This window comes from Erythrobacter sp. JB2-19 (genome assembly GCF_057365005.1).
The window spans coordinates 504,952-519,467 of record NZ_CP200290.1; the positions used below are offsets into that span (position 1 = coordinate 504,952).

The following is a 14,516-nucleotide window of genomic DNA, read 5'->3' on the forward strand; positions in this document are numbered from 1 at the left end:
TCAGGATCCATCACCATCGCCACGCAGAGGCAAAGGCTCAAAGCCCAGATCAACTGCCAAGTCTCGCCAATGCGGGTTGGCATCCTCGATCAGATTGATCTTCCATTGGCGGCACCAGTTTTTGATCTGTTTCTCGCGGGTGATGGCACCGTCCATTGCGCCGAAGACCTCAAAATGAACCAATCGGTGAACCGCATATTGGCTGGTGAAGCCTCCAGTGATTCCCTCGCGGTGCTGCCAAAGGCGCGCGGGCAGGTCAGAGGTAACACCCGTGTACAGCGTGCCGCGAAGACCGCTGGCAAGAATGTAGACACAGGGTTGGATATCGCGCTTCACAAGGTGCCTTGTGACGGGCGATGGATGCTGAAACAAGTTCAGCATGACGGCCCGAAATCTGTGCACTCAATATGACCACCAAAGGAACATCCATGCTTTGCTCCAGCAAAACGGCTATACGGTGAATCCGTTTTGACGCAGGACAACGAACTTCGGCCGGGATTGAACATCCCGCGGTGGCTCTTGCCATTGCTCGCGGGCGTGGTGGTGGTCGCCTTTATCCTCGGCGCGAGCGGCGCGGTTGAAATCTCTGGCAAAAGCGAGTGCGAGGAGGCAGGGGGCAGTCTGTTGGATGGGCCGGGCGTGCGCGACTGCATCATGCCAGAGGAAGAGGAGGGCGCATGACCGAAGAGACACCGATCCATTCGCCTGATCGGCAGCCGGACGATCCGGATGCGGCGCTGCGCCCCAAATCGCTTAAGGAATTTATCGGCCAAGAGGCCGCGCGCGATAATTTGCGCGTGTTCATCGAAAGCGCGAAATCGCGCGGTGAGGCGATGGATCACACGTTGTTTTTTGGCCCTCCGGGGCTGGGTAAGACGACGCTGGCGCAGATCGTCGCCAATGAGCTTGGCGTGGGTTTTCGTGCGACCTCTGGGCCGGTGATCGCAAAGGCTGGCGACCTAGCCGCGCTGCTCACTAACCTGGAGCCGCATGATGTTCTGTTCATTGACGAAATTCACCGGCTGAACCCGGTCGTCGAGGAGGTGCTCTATCCGGCAATGGAAGACCGCGCACTCGATCTGATCATTGGAGAGGGGCCGTCTGCCCGCAGCGTGCGGATCGACTTGCCGCCGTTCACTTTGATCGGCGCGACCACGCGGCAAGGCCTGCTGACGACGCCTTTGCGCGATCGGTTTGGCATTCCGGTTCGGCTCAATTTCTACACCCATGATGAGCTGGATCAGGTGGTGACGCGCGGGGCGCGGCTGCTGGGTCTTAACATTGATAAACAGGGCGCGCGTGAGATCGCTCGCCGATCGCGCGGGACGCCTCGGGTCGCTGGCCGCTTGCTACGCCGTGTGCGCGATTTTGCCCATGTCGCGGGCGAGGGCACGGTGACGCGCGCGGGCGCAGACAATGCGCTCACCCGGCTGGAGATTGACCGGCTGGGCCTGGACGCGATGGACCGGCGCTATCTCACCATGATTGCAACCACTTATAAGGGTGGCCCGGTGGGGGTGGAGACGCTGGCGGCGGGTCTCGCAGAACCGCGCGACACGGTGGAGGATGTGGTCGAACCATATCTGATCCAGCTTGGCCTGCTGGCGCGGACAGCGCGCGGCCGGGTGCTCAATGATGGCGGGTGGGAACATCTGGAAATGACCCCGCCAGCGCCCACGGCTGCGAATCGGGCTAGTGGCGATGGCCAGCCCAGCATGTTTGGCGAAGGCGATTAAGCGCGTCAGGCTAACTCAGCGGCTTACTTAGTCCGCATATTCGGTATCAAACTGGGACAGGCCCTCTGAAAAACCACGCTTTTGGCGGGATTTTCAGCGTTAGCCGCTGCGATTCATGGTTAACCGCGTTGTGCACGGCCCTGCCCAAGCATCATGAGAAGATTGGATTTGGTGAAGGAGCGGATGGGCCGCCTCTTAACCGCCCACGCAAATGCAAGGTTCGTAACTCATGTCGATCAAACTGGCCGCAGCTAAGCTATCAGCCACCGCCGCAGGGCTCGCCCTGATGACCGGGGGCGCCGTGCGAGTGGCAGAGCCGATGAACACGGATGATCCGCAGTTCACCACCAATATTGATGGGAAGCTGGTCGAAACCCGCACCCGTCTGGTGAAGGGCGAGCCGCAACTGATCAAGACACGCACGCGTCAACTGCCTCCACCGGAGCAGCGCCGCCGGCGTATCGTAGAGCGCACGATTGAGTGCCAGCCAGAACAGCCTGGCTTTGGTGGCCCGAACGCTGCATCAGGAGCTGGCGCAGTCGCTGGTGCTGGTGCAGGCCGCATTGTGCAGACTTATTTCGATCCAGCTGAGTGCCCGCCCATCGCTCAAGTTGCGTACGCTCCAGCACCGCTTCCACCCTTGCCGCCAATTCGCGGCGGGGGCAGCGCGGCTCCGATTGTAATCGGCGGCAGCGGCGGCTTTGGTGGTTTCGGCGGCGGCTTTATTGGCGGCGGGTTCTTCGGCGGCGGCGGTTCGTCGAGCGGCGATGTCTCTGTGGTCAGCACTACGACTTCTGGCGGCGGCACGACCAGCGATGGCGTTTCATCCTCTGGCGACATCATTATTGATATCGACAATTCAACCTCGACCACATCGTCTTCGGGCGTGGTTACCTCAACCAGCTCTAGCGGTGAGATCACCTCGTCTACCGGCGCGGTTTCGACCTCGACGTCTAGCTCTTCAGGCAATGTGTCTTCTTCGACCGGTCAGGTCAGCACATCGACCGGACAGGTGAGCTCTTCTACAGGTCAAGTGAGCAGCTCTACTGGTCAGGTGTCGAGTTCAACCGGCCAGGTTTCAAGCTCCTCTGGCAATGTTTCGTCGTCATCGGGCAATGTCTCGTCTTCGTCGGGCAACGTTTCAAGCTCGTCTGGGAATGTTTCGAGTTCATCCTCGTCATCGTCGAGTTCTTCGAGCTCTTCCAGCTCGTCTTCGTCTTCTTCCAGCAGCTCATCCGGCGGCGGTAACACCTCCACTGGCGGCAACACTTCGACTGGTGGCAACACTTCAACTGGAGGGATGACTTCGAGCGGCGGTTCGAGCAGTGGCTCCTCCTCAGGTTCGTCTTCGGGCAGTTCGTCCGGATCGTCCTCTGGTGGCAGCAGCTCAGGCAGCTCGTCTGGTTCGAGCAGTGGCTCTTCATCGGGTTCATCTTCGGGCGGTTCCAGCGGCGGTAGCAGCTCAGGCAGCTCGTCTGGCTCGAGCAGCGGCTCTTCATCAGGTTCGTCATCGGGCGGTTCCAGCAGTGGCAGCTCTGGCGGCGGAAGTGGCTCTTCGACAACAACCGGGGGCATGACCTCAACCGGTGGCAGCTCAGGCGGATCATCGTCCAGCTCGTCCTCGAGCTCGTCTTCTTCGTCGAGCAGCTCGTCCTCATCGGGCGGCAGCAATGGCGGCTCTAGCGGCTCCAGCTCTGGCTCGTCTTCAGGTAGCTCATCCGGTTCATCGTCAGGTGGCAGCAGCTCCGGCGGTGCATCGTCCAGCTCCTCGTCTTCAGGTAGCAGCTCTTCATCGAGCAGCTCATCCTCGTCGGGCGGCGGCAGCGGAAGCACGACGTCTGGCATGTCGACCAGCGGCGGCAGCACCTCGGGCGATATGACCAGCAGCACCAGCTCTTCGTCGGGCAGCTCGTCTTCGTCGTCGAGTTCTTCAGGCTCCAGCTCTGGCTCGTCATCGGGCGGCTCAACCAGTTCAAGCAGCAGCTCTTCGAGCTCGTCATCGTCTTCGTCGAGCTCCAGCAGCTCCTCGGGCGGCACCAGCAGCGGCACAGAAGTCCCTGCACCGCCGATGACAGTACTGTTTGGCTTGGCGGCAGCAGCGATCCTGGGCCGCAAGAAGTTTCGGATTAAGCGCGGCGGCTAAGCCTCGCTATTGAGCCTTTGGGCTCACACGATCTCCTGATGAAAAGGGCGGTTCCGCGTTGGGCCGCCCTTTTTCATTACGGGGTGACTTGCTCCGGGATTGGCTGAAGCTGCGCAAACATCGGCTCGCCCGTCCATGGAACGTCCGCGATCGGCATCACGCCGTCCAACTCCCACACGTTGTCATAGCCATAGCCGACCAGATTGATGAAGGTCGGGATGTTGAGTGCGAGCGGCGCTGCCTTCAGGCCGATTGGTTCGACATTATCGCTAAAGTTGTTGTTGCAATAGATGTAGATCGGACGATCACGGTTTTCGCCGATCACCTTGGCCAATTTCTCCTCGGTAAAATCCGAAAACGGCAGGTTCACTGCGCCTTCAATATGGCCAAGCCGGAACGCTTCGGCAGATCTGGTGTCGAGCAATAGGGCACCATCGGCGAGCGCTTGCTTCAGAAACTCATCCTTGGGCAGAAGGCGCCGCTCTCGCAGCTCAGCAACTTCTGCTGTGAGCGCGGCAAAAGCGGGAAAGTCGATTTGTGGAGATGAACTCTCCAATACGTCGGGCTGCGGCTGCGTTTGATCTTGGGCCGAGGCACCTGCCGTGGCCACCAGTGCAAGCATTGGTGCAGTCATCAGAAACAGTCGCATGAAATCGTCCTCCCAGAAGCATTTCTGGAAAACTGCGCTCACGCGGCTGACTTTATCGTGAATGGCGATGATGCGGCCGGTTTGCGGTCGGCCAAACCCTAGAGGTTACGGCGTCGTCTCTGGCTTGTTCGCCTCACGCCAGGCGATGATGCCGCCGCCCAAATGCTGGGCTGGTTCGCCAGTGTGCGCCGCGAGCTTTTCGGCTGCAATCAGCGACCGGCGACCCGAACGACAGTAAAGCACGACTTCCTGGATGTCGTGCTGATCGAGCTTAGCAGGATCAAAATCATCGAGCATGATGTGTTCTGCGCCGGGTATCATGCCCTCAGCCACCTCCTCGGCGGTGCGTACATCTATGAGGCGGAGATGGCCGCTTTCCATGAAGATGGCGAGTTCCTCGACGCTGAGGTCGACCACAGCAGTTTCCGGGGCTGCATCGGTTGCGGCCTCGGCGCTCGCATTTTCCGTTGCTGCATCCGCCGCCTGTTCTGATGCCTCAGATGTGCAAGCAGCAAGGCACAGGCTCGCCGCCATGATCGAAATCATTGCTGTGCGAGCCTGCATGCGTCTGCTTTCTTAGCTTGCGAGTTTGCGCAGAACGTAATGAAGGATGCCGCCGTTGCGGTAATATTCCATCTCGTTCGCGGTATCGATCCGGCACAGTGCGGTGAAGCTGAAGGTACTGCCATCGCCGCGTGTCACATCGATTGTAACGTCCTGACCGGGAGTCAGATCAGCAAGGCCGCGAATGCTGAAGCTGTCGTCTGAGCCAAGGCCCAAGCTCTTGCGCGTGTCGCCGTCCTTAAACTGCAGCGGCAGAACGCCCATGCCGACAAGGTTCGAACGGTGAATCCGCTCGAAGCTCTCAACGATCACAGCGCGCACGCCGAGCAGGATGGTGCCCTTCGCCGCCCAATCGCGTGATGAACCGGTGCCATATTCCTTGCCGCCGACCACGATCAGCGGGGTACCATCCGCCTTGTGCTTCATGGCCGCATCGTAAATCGGCATTTGTTCGCCGTTATAAGTGGTCTCGCCGCCTTCGACGCCTGGGACCATCTCGTTCTTGATGCGGATGTTGGCGAAGGTGCCGCGCATCATCACATCGTGGTTGCCGCGGCGTGAGCCGTAGGAGTTGAAGTCTTTCTTCGCGACCTGATTGCTGTTGAGATAGGAGCCAGCGGGGCTGTCTTCCTTGATCGCGCCAGCGGGCGAAATGTGATCGGTGGTGACCGAGTCGCCGAGGATCGCGAGCGGTTTTGCCCCTTCGATATCGGTGATTGGCGCAGGCTCCATGCCCATACCTTCGAAGTATGGCGGGTTGGCGACATAGGTGCTGCCCGCGCGCCATTGATAGGTGTCGGATGGCTCAACTGTGATCGCCTGCCAATGCTCATCGCCGTCATAAACGTTGGCATAGCGGTTTTCGAACATCGAACGGTCGATATTGGCCGCGCGGTGCTCGGCAATTTCCGCATTGCTTGGCCACAGATCGGCCAGCATCACATCATTGCCATCCTGATCCTGGCCCAGTGGGGTGGCGGTGATGTCTTCGGTGACGGTGCCCTTCAGCGCATAGGCGACGACCAGCGGCGGCGATGCGAGGAAGTTGGCGCGCACGTCTTGCGAAACGCGGCCTTCGAAATTGCGGTTACCCGACAGGACAGAGGCCGCGACAATGTCATTGCCGTTGATCGCCGCGCTGATTGGCGCAGCGAGCGGGCCAGAGTTGCCGATGCAGGTGGTGCAGCCATAGCCGACGAGGTCAAAGCCGATGGCATCGAGATCATCTTGCAGGCCGGACTTGACCAGATAGTCGGTCACAACTTGGCTGCCCGGTGCGAGGCTGGTCTTCACCCAAGGCTTAGGCAGCATGCCGCGCTCATTCGCCTTTTTCGCGACGAGGCCAGCGGCGATCAGCACGTCCGGGTTGGATGTGTTGGTGCAGCTGGTGATCGCGGCGATCACGACGTCGCCGTCGCCAATGTCGTGGTCTTTGCCGTCAACACCGACGCGAACCGGCGCGTCTTTCTTATACGTGGTCTTCAGGTCGCCATTGAACAGCTCGTCAACCTCAGGAAGGATGACCTTGTCCTGCGGACGCTTCGGCCCGGCCAGGCTTGGCACCACCAAACCCATGTCGAGCGAGAGCGTATTGGTGAACACTGGCTCATTCGCCGGGTCGAACCACATGCCTTGTTCTTTCGAATAGGCTTCAACCAGAGCGATGTTTTCTTCTGAGCGGCCGGTGAGGCGCATGTAGTCGAGCGTTTTGTCGTCGATCCCGAAGAAGCCGCAAGTTGCGCCATATTCCGGCGCCATGTTGGCGATGGTCGCGCGGTCGGCGAGGGTGAGGTTGGCAACGCCCGGACCGTAGAACTCAACAAAGCGGCCAACCACGCCCACTTCGCGCAGCATTTGCACGCAGGTGAGAACGAGGTCGGTGGCGGTGATGCCTTCGGCCATGCGGCCTTCCAGTTTAAATCCGACGACCTCTGGGATCAGCATGGAGATCGGCTGACCGAGCATAGCGGCCTCTGCTTCAATCCCGCCAACGCCCCAGCCGAGCACGCCCAGGCCGTTGATCATGGTGGTGTGACTGTCGGTGCCAACGCACGTATCAGGATAGGCGACCATCGCGCCGCTGGTATCCTTGCTCGACCATACGCCTTGGGCGATATGCTCCAGGTTCACCTGGTGGCAAATGCCCGTGCCGGGAGGAACCGCAGAGAAGTTCTCAAAGCTCTTGGAACCCCATTTGAGGAAGTCATAACGCTCCGCATTACGCTCATATTCGAGCGCCATGTTGGCTTCCATCGCTTGTGGATGGCCAAACTCATCGACCATAACCGAGTGATCGATCACGAGATTGACGGGAACCTGCGGATTGATCTTGGCGGTGTCGCCGCCCAGCTCTTTGATCGCATCGCGCATCGCGGCCAGGTCCACCACGCACGGCACGCCAGTGAAATCCTGCAACAGCACGCGGGCCGGGCGGTATTGGATCTCATTACCGGTGACCGGGTTGTTCTGCCAGTCGACAATCGCCTGCGCATGCTCGCGGCCAACGGTGAAGCCCTCATCTTCAAAGCGCAGCATGTTCTCCAGCAGCACTTTTAAAGAAATCGGCAGCTTGGAGACGTCGCCCAATTGCTCGGCCGCTTTCGCGAGCGAATAATAAGCGTATTCAGTGCCGCCAACATTGAGGGTTGAGCGGGTTGCGAGCGTGTCCTTGCCGACCTGTGTCATCGAGGCGTTTCTTCCTTGTCTGTGGTGTGTTCCGGGCGGGTTCCGCGCCGGAGAAATGTCTGCTGGATCACCTGCTAGACCTTGGCCGCTAGGTCAAGTGCGGCGTGGCCCCTGCAATCACGCCAATTCAGATTTTACAATAGTTAACTTTCCGAATCTCGGGCTTCGGTGCAAAAGCGTTTTCGCAGCAGGGACGCGATAAAAATGAATAGAAACGCGCAGTCGCACAAAGCGAAAATCAACAGCTTACGCGCCGGATTATTGGGCGCAGTGATGATGGTCATTGCTTGTTTTGGGGCTGCCATCGCCTTTTCGGGGGAACAGGCGGAGGCACCACAGGGGTACTCGGCGGCGTTGGTCCAATTGGGGGCAACCAATAGCCCTCGGGTCGCAGCTGGAAACGAACCGTAGAGTTCATAACCGGCTTTTACCAAGGGGGTTGGTCGGATCGGCGTTTGCGCGCTGATCCGGCCTTTTTTGTGTTCGCTATGACGGTGGCCGTGATGGTGATTATACCCGCAACTACACTCATCTGTGACGCGCAATTGCGTTAAATTTGCATTCATAATAAAAGACTTAGCGCGCAGTGGCTATTGTGCGGGGGAGATATGCAAATGACACGAGTTTTTCGATCGCTTGTTTTGGGCACGGCGTTGATCGCTGCGACTGGTTGCACCACAGTCATGGACGAAACGGTCGGCCTGATTGGTAGTGCAATTGGGCCGCGAGCCGATAAAACGGCAGATGGATCTTATGCCCTGCCGACCTTTAGCATCCCCGATGATGGTACACGCTTTTCGGCCAAATCAGCGGCAGAGGCGCACAACAGCCTGGCCCGCATGGTCACCGGCATGAACAAGAGCGAGCGGCAGTATTTTGCTCGGGTGTTCGGTTCGCTTGGATATTATCATGGATGCAAGGATCGTGGCCGCCGTAGCTATGTAAAGAACGCCTTCGCCAATCCCCGGCAGTACGGGATTTGCAACATGAGCACCTTCTATGACGACTCTAAGTGGGTGTCGCTCAATCTGATCTACCGCGGTCGGCCCGATTCTGAAGTCGTTCGCACGGTCCAGCGGCGCTATCTGCTGGGCGGTGCGCCGATCGGTGAGCCCTATAATGTTGGCTATGGTTCGGCGACAGCGTGGAACCGCTGGATCGAATGGTCCGGTCATCGGCTGGACGGTATGACGCGCACAGAGATTGTGGCGTTTTTCCTCGACAAGACCAATGGCCGCTTCGGCAATCAGCAGCAGCTTAGCCAGCGGCCCTATCCGGTGCAGGGCAGCTAACGAGCCCTAAGGTGTTTGGCTCGCGTTCGCACTGGGCGGCGCTGGCTGCGTCCTGCGTGTCGCGATCCAGCATCCTGCGATAATCAGCGCAGTGCCGGCGAGCGTCGTCAGCGTCACTTCCTCACGGAAGAACAGCCAGCCGAGCACGCTGGCCCAGAGAAATCCGGAATATTCAATCGGCACCAGCGCCTGCGCCTCTGCCCGGGCATAGGCCCAGGCAATCGCCATTGCGCCGGTGACGGTGAAGGCGCTGGCAATCGCAATGGACCCGACCGCGCTTGGATCTGGTGTGGACCATAGGAATGGCGCGAAGATGAGCAGTACCAGCCCGCCAACCCCGCTGTGAAAGGTGGCCACTTCGACCGGCCCGGCAACCTGCGACTGGCGGCGAATGACGATGAAATTATAGGCGTAGAGCAAGGCGGAGAATATTAGCGCGATCAGCCCGAGGATGAGGTCATTGCTCATTTCCGCGCGGCCAAACTGTCCGCCGATAATCACAATCGCGCCGATAAAGCCGATGATGCTGGCATAGATCGCTTGCGGCTGGATTTCCTCACCCAGCAGTGCGCGCGCAAAATACAGCGCAATCAGCGGCGAGATAAAGCTGATGGCAATCGCTTCTGCTAGCGGCATTTTCGTGAGCGCATAGAAGAAGCTGAGCGCCATAAAAGCGGAGATGACCCCGCGCTCCAAATGCAGCTTCATCACGGCGCGCTCTGGCCACCGTGATGCGCCCTTTCTCAGCATCGGGACCAGCCAAAATGGCGCAATCATTGCCGCCCCGATCAGCGCGCGCAGCAAGGTGGCGGTATAGGCCCCGGCGGCAAGCGCCGCGCCCTTCATAAAGGCATCCATCAGGGACAGCAGCCCGACCCCGGCAAAAGCGGCCAAATAGGGCAAAAGACGGTGGGAGCTATGCATTGCGGCATCCCCTAATGGCGCATCGGCGGCGCGTCACTTGGAAACTCGCGTGGAGGTCTACGTTCGCATGGCTCCGCTAGGGCGATTGAACACGGGCTGCCCCCGCGCCTCTCGTTAATTTGTGTAAACCCCAGCGATTCAGCCAAGCGAAAGGGCATATCGCATAAACATCCGCTTGAATCGGGGGCTTCAGAGCCTTATAACTATGGTTACTGCGCCGTCACCGGGCGGCGCGTATTGGGATGCTAGAGACATTTATGCGCAAACACCTCAGCAAATTTGCCGCTGGAGTAGCACTTTCAGCGATCGCTTTTGGCGGCGCCTCCGCACAGCAGGCCGAGCCTGCTGACCTGCTCGCCAATGCGCAGGCTGACCAAGCTGAGACGCAGACGCCGCCTCAGGAGGCTCCGCAGGAGCAATCTGGCAGCTTTGAAGAGGCTTTTCCGGGCAGCGTTTCCGCGCCAGTTGTGCAAGGCGATCTCGATCCCACGCCAAAGCCGAATATTCAGGCCTGGACAGCTGAAAACGCCGCCGCTCTGATCGCGGTGATCGAAGGCATTGCCAGCGAAGGCCTCGACCCGGCGGATTATGATTTGCAAGCGCTCAAGGTCTCGCAGGCCTCCGGCCCGTCGGCAGAGCTCGACATGCTGGCGTCCAAAAATTTCCGCTGGCTGGTGGAGGATATGCGCGATGGCCGCACGCCAATGGATGCGCGCAAACAATGGTTTGTGGTTGACCCAGACCGCGACACCTATCGCACCGCAGACCTGCTGGAAAAGGCGGTTCAGACCGGCGATATCGCGGGCACTCTGGCGCAACTTGCGCCGACCCATCCCGATTATGCACGGCTGAAGGAAGAGCTGGCCAAGACACCGGCGAGCGAACCCGCCAAACGCAAGCTGATCCGCGCGAATATGGACCGCTGGCGCTGGCTCGCTCGCGATCTGGGCAAGCAATATTTGATCACCAATGTGCCGGAATATCAACTGCGCCTGACGGTGAACGATAAGATTATTTCCACTTATCGCACCGTCGTGGGCAAGCCGGGGCGCACCGCGACCCCGCAGTTGGCCGAGATGGTGTCGGGCGTGGTGTTCAACCCGACCTGGACCGTGCCGCAATCGATCGTGAAGGGCGAAGGGCTGGGCAATAAGGTGCTGAGCAACCCTGCTTGGGCACGGCGCAATGGCTATAAGGCGACCAAGAATTCGAATGGCTGGATCACTGTGGTTCAGCAGCCAGGGCCGGGCAATTCGCTGGGCCGGATGAAGTTGGAAATGCCAAATCGCCACGCGATCTTCTTCCACGATACGCCATCACGGCATCTGTTTAAGAACGCCAATCGCGCGCTGAGCCATGGCTGTATCCGCACCGAGCGGGCGTTGGAGCTGGCGATTACGATGGCGATCCTGGGCAAGGGCGCGAGCAAGGAAAAGGCGGTCGAGATCGCGACCTCGGGCAAATACACCAAGGTCCCGATCAAGAAGGAAATGCCCGCCTACATCACCTATTTCACGATGGCGTCGGACATCGAAGGCAATATGTCGACCTTTCAGGATATTTATGGTCGGGATAAGCCGGTGCTGGCGAGCCTGGACAAGCCGCGCGTCGACAATCGCACCAATGTGAGCGACGATGAGGTTATTGTGATTGAGGACGATCCGCGCGTTGGGGGGTAGGCGCTAGCGGTTAGTTAGCCCACTGGCTCAATTGCCGCGCGGCGACGACCGATTGGCGATACAATAGGCCGGCTGGAATGGCGTAGCATAGCACCGCTGCCAGCCAATACTGGCTCTCCGCTTCCTGCAAAGAGAAGCCCCCTCCTGCCATTAGGTAAGACGCAGCAATCGCTGTGAGCGTTGCGGCGGCGACGGAAATCCATGCGGCTGTGGGTTTTTCGATGTTGTCTCGCAGCAGCGCGGCAATGGGCACGCCGACCACGGCGATATAGAATGCACAGAATGCTGTGCCGATCATGATTCCGAAAAACATCATGAGGAAGAAGGTGACCAAAATCGATCCGATGGACAGAAAACTGAGTTCGAATTGCGGGGTAAATCCAGAAATGGCGACGTAAATCCAGAGGCACAATGAACCGCAGGCAGCAGCTTGAAGGCTGGCTGGCAAAACTCCTCTGAACGCTGATCCAATATTGAGCTCAAGCCCGGCATGGTTCAGCCGATAAGGCACCGCCTTAGAACGATCCCGGGGCGTAGCGCTGAACATCGCTAGGCCGTGCCGGTTGCAGTGGTTCGAGCTGAGGACGCTGCGCGATGCTGCCATCCTCGTTCAGGCCCAGGCTGTCGGCAAACAGCAAACGCCCGCCAGACAGGTTGAGCAGGGCAATACGGAATTGCTCCTCGCCCAGCGCAAAGCAGCCATTGGAACGGCCCAGCCGGCCCCAGCGATCAATATGCGTCGGCTCTGCATATTTGGCGCGGTGCATCACGATATAGCGGCGCAGGGCGGCATCATTGGTCGGGTCGAGCCCGCCCAGCCGCACTGATGTGCCATAGCGCCCGACATACCATTCCCACGTCACATAGGCACCGCGGCTGGTCGCGTTGGAGCCTTCGACATTGGAATAATTGTTGAGCCAGCCGTCATGCTCTGGATCAGAGCCGGCGCCGTGGCTGACGTGATAGCTTTGCACCTCTTGGCGGTCCAAATTGACGAAGTGGAACCGCCGCTGGGCCGAGTGCACGCCGAAATCGGCAATGCCCACGATGTCGCGTTTCCAGATCGCCGCGCCGGCCCGGTTCAATTCGCGCTGGGCAATATCGAACAGCTTGCGGTCGCGCGCAGAGCCTTTGATCGGCTGCGCCGCGAGCATCGCTGGCAATGCAGGTGCAGCCAAGGCCGCGCCTGCGACTAGGCCAGTTTTGAGAAGATCGCGCCGTTTCATCATCGCTAAACTACTAGCGCAAATCTATCCTTTTCGTGAACAAAAAATCACATCAATTTTGGGGTGAGTTTTAGGCCTGGTTTTTCGTGACCGAGGTTTCGCGCGTCGGGGCGGCGTTGTGCTCGGCAAAGGCCTTCATCCCCAGCGCCATGATCCCCGGCATGCATTCCTTCACGACCGAGCCAATGTCGGCAATCGCGGCGAGTTTTGGGCTGCCTTCCGTCATCATTTTGGCCACCGCCGGGCCGGTCGGGTGCAGGCGGCTGCGCGCGTTAAATGCATTGGTTTTTTCGTTTTGTGACAGCAGCCCGGTGCTGCGCAAATTGGCAAGAAACGCGGCCGGATAGGTGCTCGGCGTGTCGGTCAGCGGGGCGGGCGGGCAAAGCGCGTTCTTCTCGTCATCGGTGTCGAAATTCGCCTCCAGGAAGGCTGCGAGCGATGCGCTATAGGGCACGAACGGAGACTGCGCCAATTGCAGGGTGATGGTGTCGCCATCGAAGAATGGGCGTTGATTGCTGCGCGCATCAAACGGCACAGCCGACGCAGTGCAATCGATAAACATGGTGCGTGCTGGCACGCTCACGCTTTCACCTGCAAAGTGCATTTTGCCTGGCTCAATGCGCGTGACCCGGCCCTGGAGATAGACCTGCTGAATGCCGCGCAGCATCTCAATCTCGCCTTCAGAGATCACCGCAAAGTGGAACATTTCCGGCTTGGTCTCCGGATCGATCCGCAGCATCAGACCCTCTTCGCCCAGCTTTGCGAACATTTCATCACCGTTTTCGGAGGCTGCGGCGGCGCGCATTTGCCTCCGCTGGAAATCAACCAGGCGGTCGAGGTGATGTTCGGCGGGTTGCAGGAACTTGCGGTTGAACATCCAGCTGTCGCGTGGGCGCACCCAGCCGATCCGGTCCGCCGCAACGCCTGCCTCCAGCAACCAGACGGCGGTGTCCATCGCGGTCTTGCCCGCGCCCAGGATCACGAAATGCTCAGGCAGATTATCCGCATCCTTCCATAGGCCGGGCAGCTCGCCGGGAATGGTGAAGGGCGTGCCATCCGCGATCTCATAAGCGGGCTTATGCGTGGAGGGGACCGAGGTCTGGAAATAGGTGCCATCCACCAGTTTGCGCCGGACATTCACCTGCCGGGTCTCGCCAGACAAAATGCCTTTGACCTTATGGCCGTCATGATACTCGCTCAGCGGCAGATAGGTGACCCGCCCGCTAGGCAGGAAACGCTCATTCATCAGCTGCTCGTAATAGGCCAGGATTTCCGCATGCTTGGCGAGCGGATACATGCCTGCATTATGCCCATGTGCATCAACCCTGTTGGTGCACAGCTCCACCGAATTGACCCCATAGGTGCTCGACGGCTGGTGCAGCGTCACAAAGGAATAGGCATCGTTCCAGTGTCCGCCCGGCTTTGCATGCTTGTCGACAATGGTGATGTGGCAATCGGGATCTTCGTCGAGCAGGGTGTCGGCGAACGCCATCCCCACCGCGCCAGCGCCAATAACGAGATAATCCGTTTCGAATTCGGCCATGGCTCTGGTATCCCTTGCGCTGCAATTTATTGCGGAATGCGTGGCGTCTTTTGCTGTGTCATGCAAGGCCATGCA

Annotated in this window: 15 protein-coding genes; 4 read left to right on the forward strand and 11 right to left on the reverse strand. The window is 59.4% G+C overall.

Features of this window, described 5'->3' with window-relative positions:
* The gene (locus AC0V6O_RS02525; protein WP_486141361.1) at positions 1 to 381 is read right to left on the reverse strand and encodes a GIY-YIG nuclease family protein; all 381 of its coding nucleotides are present in this window, start codon (positions 379 to 381) and stop codon (positions 1 to 3) included.
* 87 nt (positions 382 to 468) lie between these two features.
* Here AC0V6O_RS02525 and AC0V6O_RS02530 point away from each other — a divergent pair, with 87 nt between their 5' ends.
* Together AC0V6O_RS02530 and ruvB are read left to right on the forward strand one after the other, a co-directional pair.
* Positions 469 to 681: a hypothetical protein gene (locus AC0V6O_RS02530; protein WP_486141362.1), complete on the forward strand. Its 213-nt coding sequence runs from the start codon at positions 469 to 471 to the stop codon at positions 679 to 681.
* Positions 678 to 1,736: a Holliday junction branch migration DNA helicase RuvB gene (gene ruvB, locus AC0V6O_RS02535; RefSeq protein WP_472639775.1), complete on the forward strand. Its 1,059-nt coding sequence runs from the start codon at positions 678 to 680 to the stop codon at positions 1,734 to 1,736. The genes AC0V6O_RS02530 and ruvB overlap by 4 nt, the downstream gene beginning before the upstream one ends.
* 606 nt (positions 1,737 to 2,342) lie before the next feature.
* Here the strand turns inward: ruvB and AC0V6O_RS02540 are convergent.
* The 6 genes from AC0V6O_RS02540 to AC0V6O_RS02565 all read right to left on the reverse strand — a co-directional run bounded on the left by AC0V6O_RS02540 (position 2,343) and on the right by AC0V6O_RS02565 (position 8,343).
* On the reverse strand, positions 2,343 to 2,705 hold the full coding sequence (locus AC0V6O_RS02540; RefSeq protein WP_486141363.1) for a hypothetical protein: 363 nt from the start codon (positions 2,703 to 2,705) through the stop codon (positions 2,343 to 2,345).
* Positions 2,706 to 2,786: 81 nt separating this feature from the next.
* Positions 2,787 to 3,851, reverse strand: a complete 1,065-nt coding sequence (locus tag AC0V6O_RS02545; protein WP_486141364.1) for a hypothetical protein — start codon at positions 3,849 to 3,851, stop codon at positions 2,787 to 2,789.
* A gap of 104 nt (positions 3,852 to 3,955) precedes the next feature.
* Complete coding sequence (locus tag AC0V6O_RS02550; RefSeq protein ID WP_486141365.1) at positions 3,956 to 4,570, reverse strand: rhodanese-like domain-containing protein; 615 nt, start codon at positions 4,568 to 4,570, stop codon at positions 3,956 to 3,958.
* A gap of 63 nt (positions 4,571 to 4,633) precedes the next feature.
* Positions 4,634 to 5,092, reverse strand: coding sequence for a rhodanese-like domain-containing protein (locus AC0V6O_RS02555; RefSeq protein ID WP_486141366.1), 459 nt, complete (start codon positions 5,090 to 5,092; stop codon positions 4,634 to 4,636).
* A gap of 12 nt (positions 5,093 to 5,104) precedes the next feature.
* The gene (gene acnA / locus AC0V6O_RS02560; RefSeq protein ID WP_486141367.1) at positions 5,105 to 7,777 is read right to left on the reverse strand and encodes an aconitate hydratase AcnA; all 2,673 of its coding nucleotides are present in this window, start codon (positions 7,775 to 7,777) and stop codon (positions 5,105 to 5,107) included.
* A 143-nt stretch (positions 7,778 to 7,920) separates the two neighbouring features.
* Positions 7,921 to 8,343, reverse strand: a complete 423-nt coding sequence (locus tag AC0V6O_RS02565) for a hypothetical protein (protein WP_486141368.1) — start codon at positions 8,341 to 8,343, stop codon at positions 7,921 to 7,923.
* A 48-nt stretch (positions 8,344 to 8,391) separates the two neighbouring features.
* On the opposite strand from AC0V6O_RS02565, the gene AC0V6O_RS02570 reads away from it, so the two are divergent.
* Complete coding sequence (locus AC0V6O_RS02570; RefSeq protein WP_486141369.1) at positions 8,392 to 9,069, forward strand: YceK/YidQ family lipoprotein; 678 nt, start codon at positions 8,392 to 8,394, stop codon at positions 9,067 to 9,069.
* A gap of 6 nt (positions 9,070 to 9,075) precedes the next feature.
* Here the strand turns inward: AC0V6O_RS02570 and AC0V6O_RS02575 are convergent, their stop codons facing one another.
* Complete coding sequence (locus AC0V6O_RS02575) at positions 9,076 to 9,993, reverse strand: DMT family transporter (protein ID WP_486141370.1); 918 nt, start codon at positions 9,991 to 9,993, stop codon at positions 9,076 to 9,078.
* A 257-nt stretch (positions 9,994 to 10,250) separates the two neighbouring features.
* Between AC0V6O_RS02575 and AC0V6O_RS02580 the strand changes: the two genes are divergently transcribed.
* A complete protein-coding gene (locus AC0V6O_RS02580) occupies positions 10,251 to 11,672 on the forward strand; it encodes a L,D-transpeptidase family protein (RefSeq protein ID WP_486141371.1) in 1,422 nt (473 codons plus the stop codon).
* Between the two features lie 10 nt (positions 11,673 to 11,682).
* Here the strand turns inward: AC0V6O_RS02580 and AC0V6O_RS02585 are convergent, their stop codons facing one another.
* From AC0V6O_RS02585 to AC0V6O_RS02595, 3 genes are all read right to left on the reverse strand, one after another.
* Positions 11,683 to 12,084 carry a hypothetical protein gene (locus AC0V6O_RS02585; protein ID WP_486141372.1) on the reverse strand — a complete coding sequence of 134 codons (402 nt, stop codon included), beginning with the start codon at positions 12,082 to 12,084 and terminating at the stop codon, positions 11,683 to 11,685.
* Between the two features lie 103 nt (positions 12,085 to 12,187).
* Entirely contained in the window at positions 12,188 to 12,901 is a 714-nt protein-coding gene (locus AC0V6O_RS02590) for a murein L,D-transpeptidase catalytic domain-containing protein (protein ID WP_486141373.1), read from the reverse strand.
* A 67-nt stretch (positions 12,902 to 12,968) separates the two neighbouring features.
* Positions 12,969 to 14,441, reverse strand: a complete 1,473-nt coding sequence (locus AC0V6O_RS02595) for an NAD(P)-binding protein (protein ID WP_486141374.1) — start codon at positions 14,439 to 14,441, stop codon at positions 12,969 to 12,971.
* Between the last annotated feature and the right edge of the window lie 75 nt (positions 14,442 to 14,516).

What these genes read in the sequence shown, in the direction of transcription:
- AC0V6O_RS02525 (WP_486141361.1), bottom strand. Translation starts at nt 381, where the DNA reads ATGCTGAACTTGTTTCAGCATCCATCGCCCGTCACAAGGCACCTTGTG.
- ruvB (WP_472639775.1), top strand. Translation starts at nt 678, where the DNA reads ATGACCGAAGAGACACCGATCCATTCGCCTGATCGGCAGCCGGACGAT.
- AC0V6O_RS02555 (WP_486141366.1), bottom strand. Translation starts at nt 5,092, where the DNA reads ATGCAGGCTCGCACAGCAATGATTTCGATCATGGCGGCGAGCCTGTGC.
- acnA (WP_486141367.1), bottom strand. Translation starts at nt 7,777, where the DNA reads ATGACACAGGTCGGCAAGGACACGCTCGCAACCCGCTCAACCCTCAAT.
- AC0V6O_RS02565 (WP_486141368.1), bottom strand. Translation starts at nt 8,343, where the DNA reads ATGAATGCAAATTTAACGCAATTGCGCGTCACAGATGAGTGTAGTTGC.
- AC0V6O_RS02570 (WP_486141369.1), top strand. Translation starts at nt 8,392, where the DNA reads ATGACACGAGTTTTTCGATCGCTTGTTTTGGGCACGGCGTTGATCGCT.
- AC0V6O_RS02575 (WP_486141370.1), bottom strand. Translation starts at nt 9,993, where the DNA reads ATGCATAGCTCCCACCGTCTTTTGCCCTATTTGGCCGCTTTTGCCGGG.
- AC0V6O_RS02580 (WP_486141371.1), top strand. Translation starts at nt 10,251, where the DNA reads ATGCGCAAACACCTCAGCAAATTTGCCGCTGGAGTAGCACTTTCAGCG.
- AC0V6O_RS02590 (WP_486141373.1), bottom strand. Translation starts at nt 12,901, where the DNA reads ATGATGAAACGGCGCGATCTTCTCAAAACTGGCCTAGTCGCAGGCGCG.
- AC0V6O_RS02595 (WP_486141374.1), bottom strand. Translation starts at nt 14,441, where the DNA reads ATGGCCGAATTCGAAACGGATTATCTCGTTATTGGCGCTGGCGCGGTG.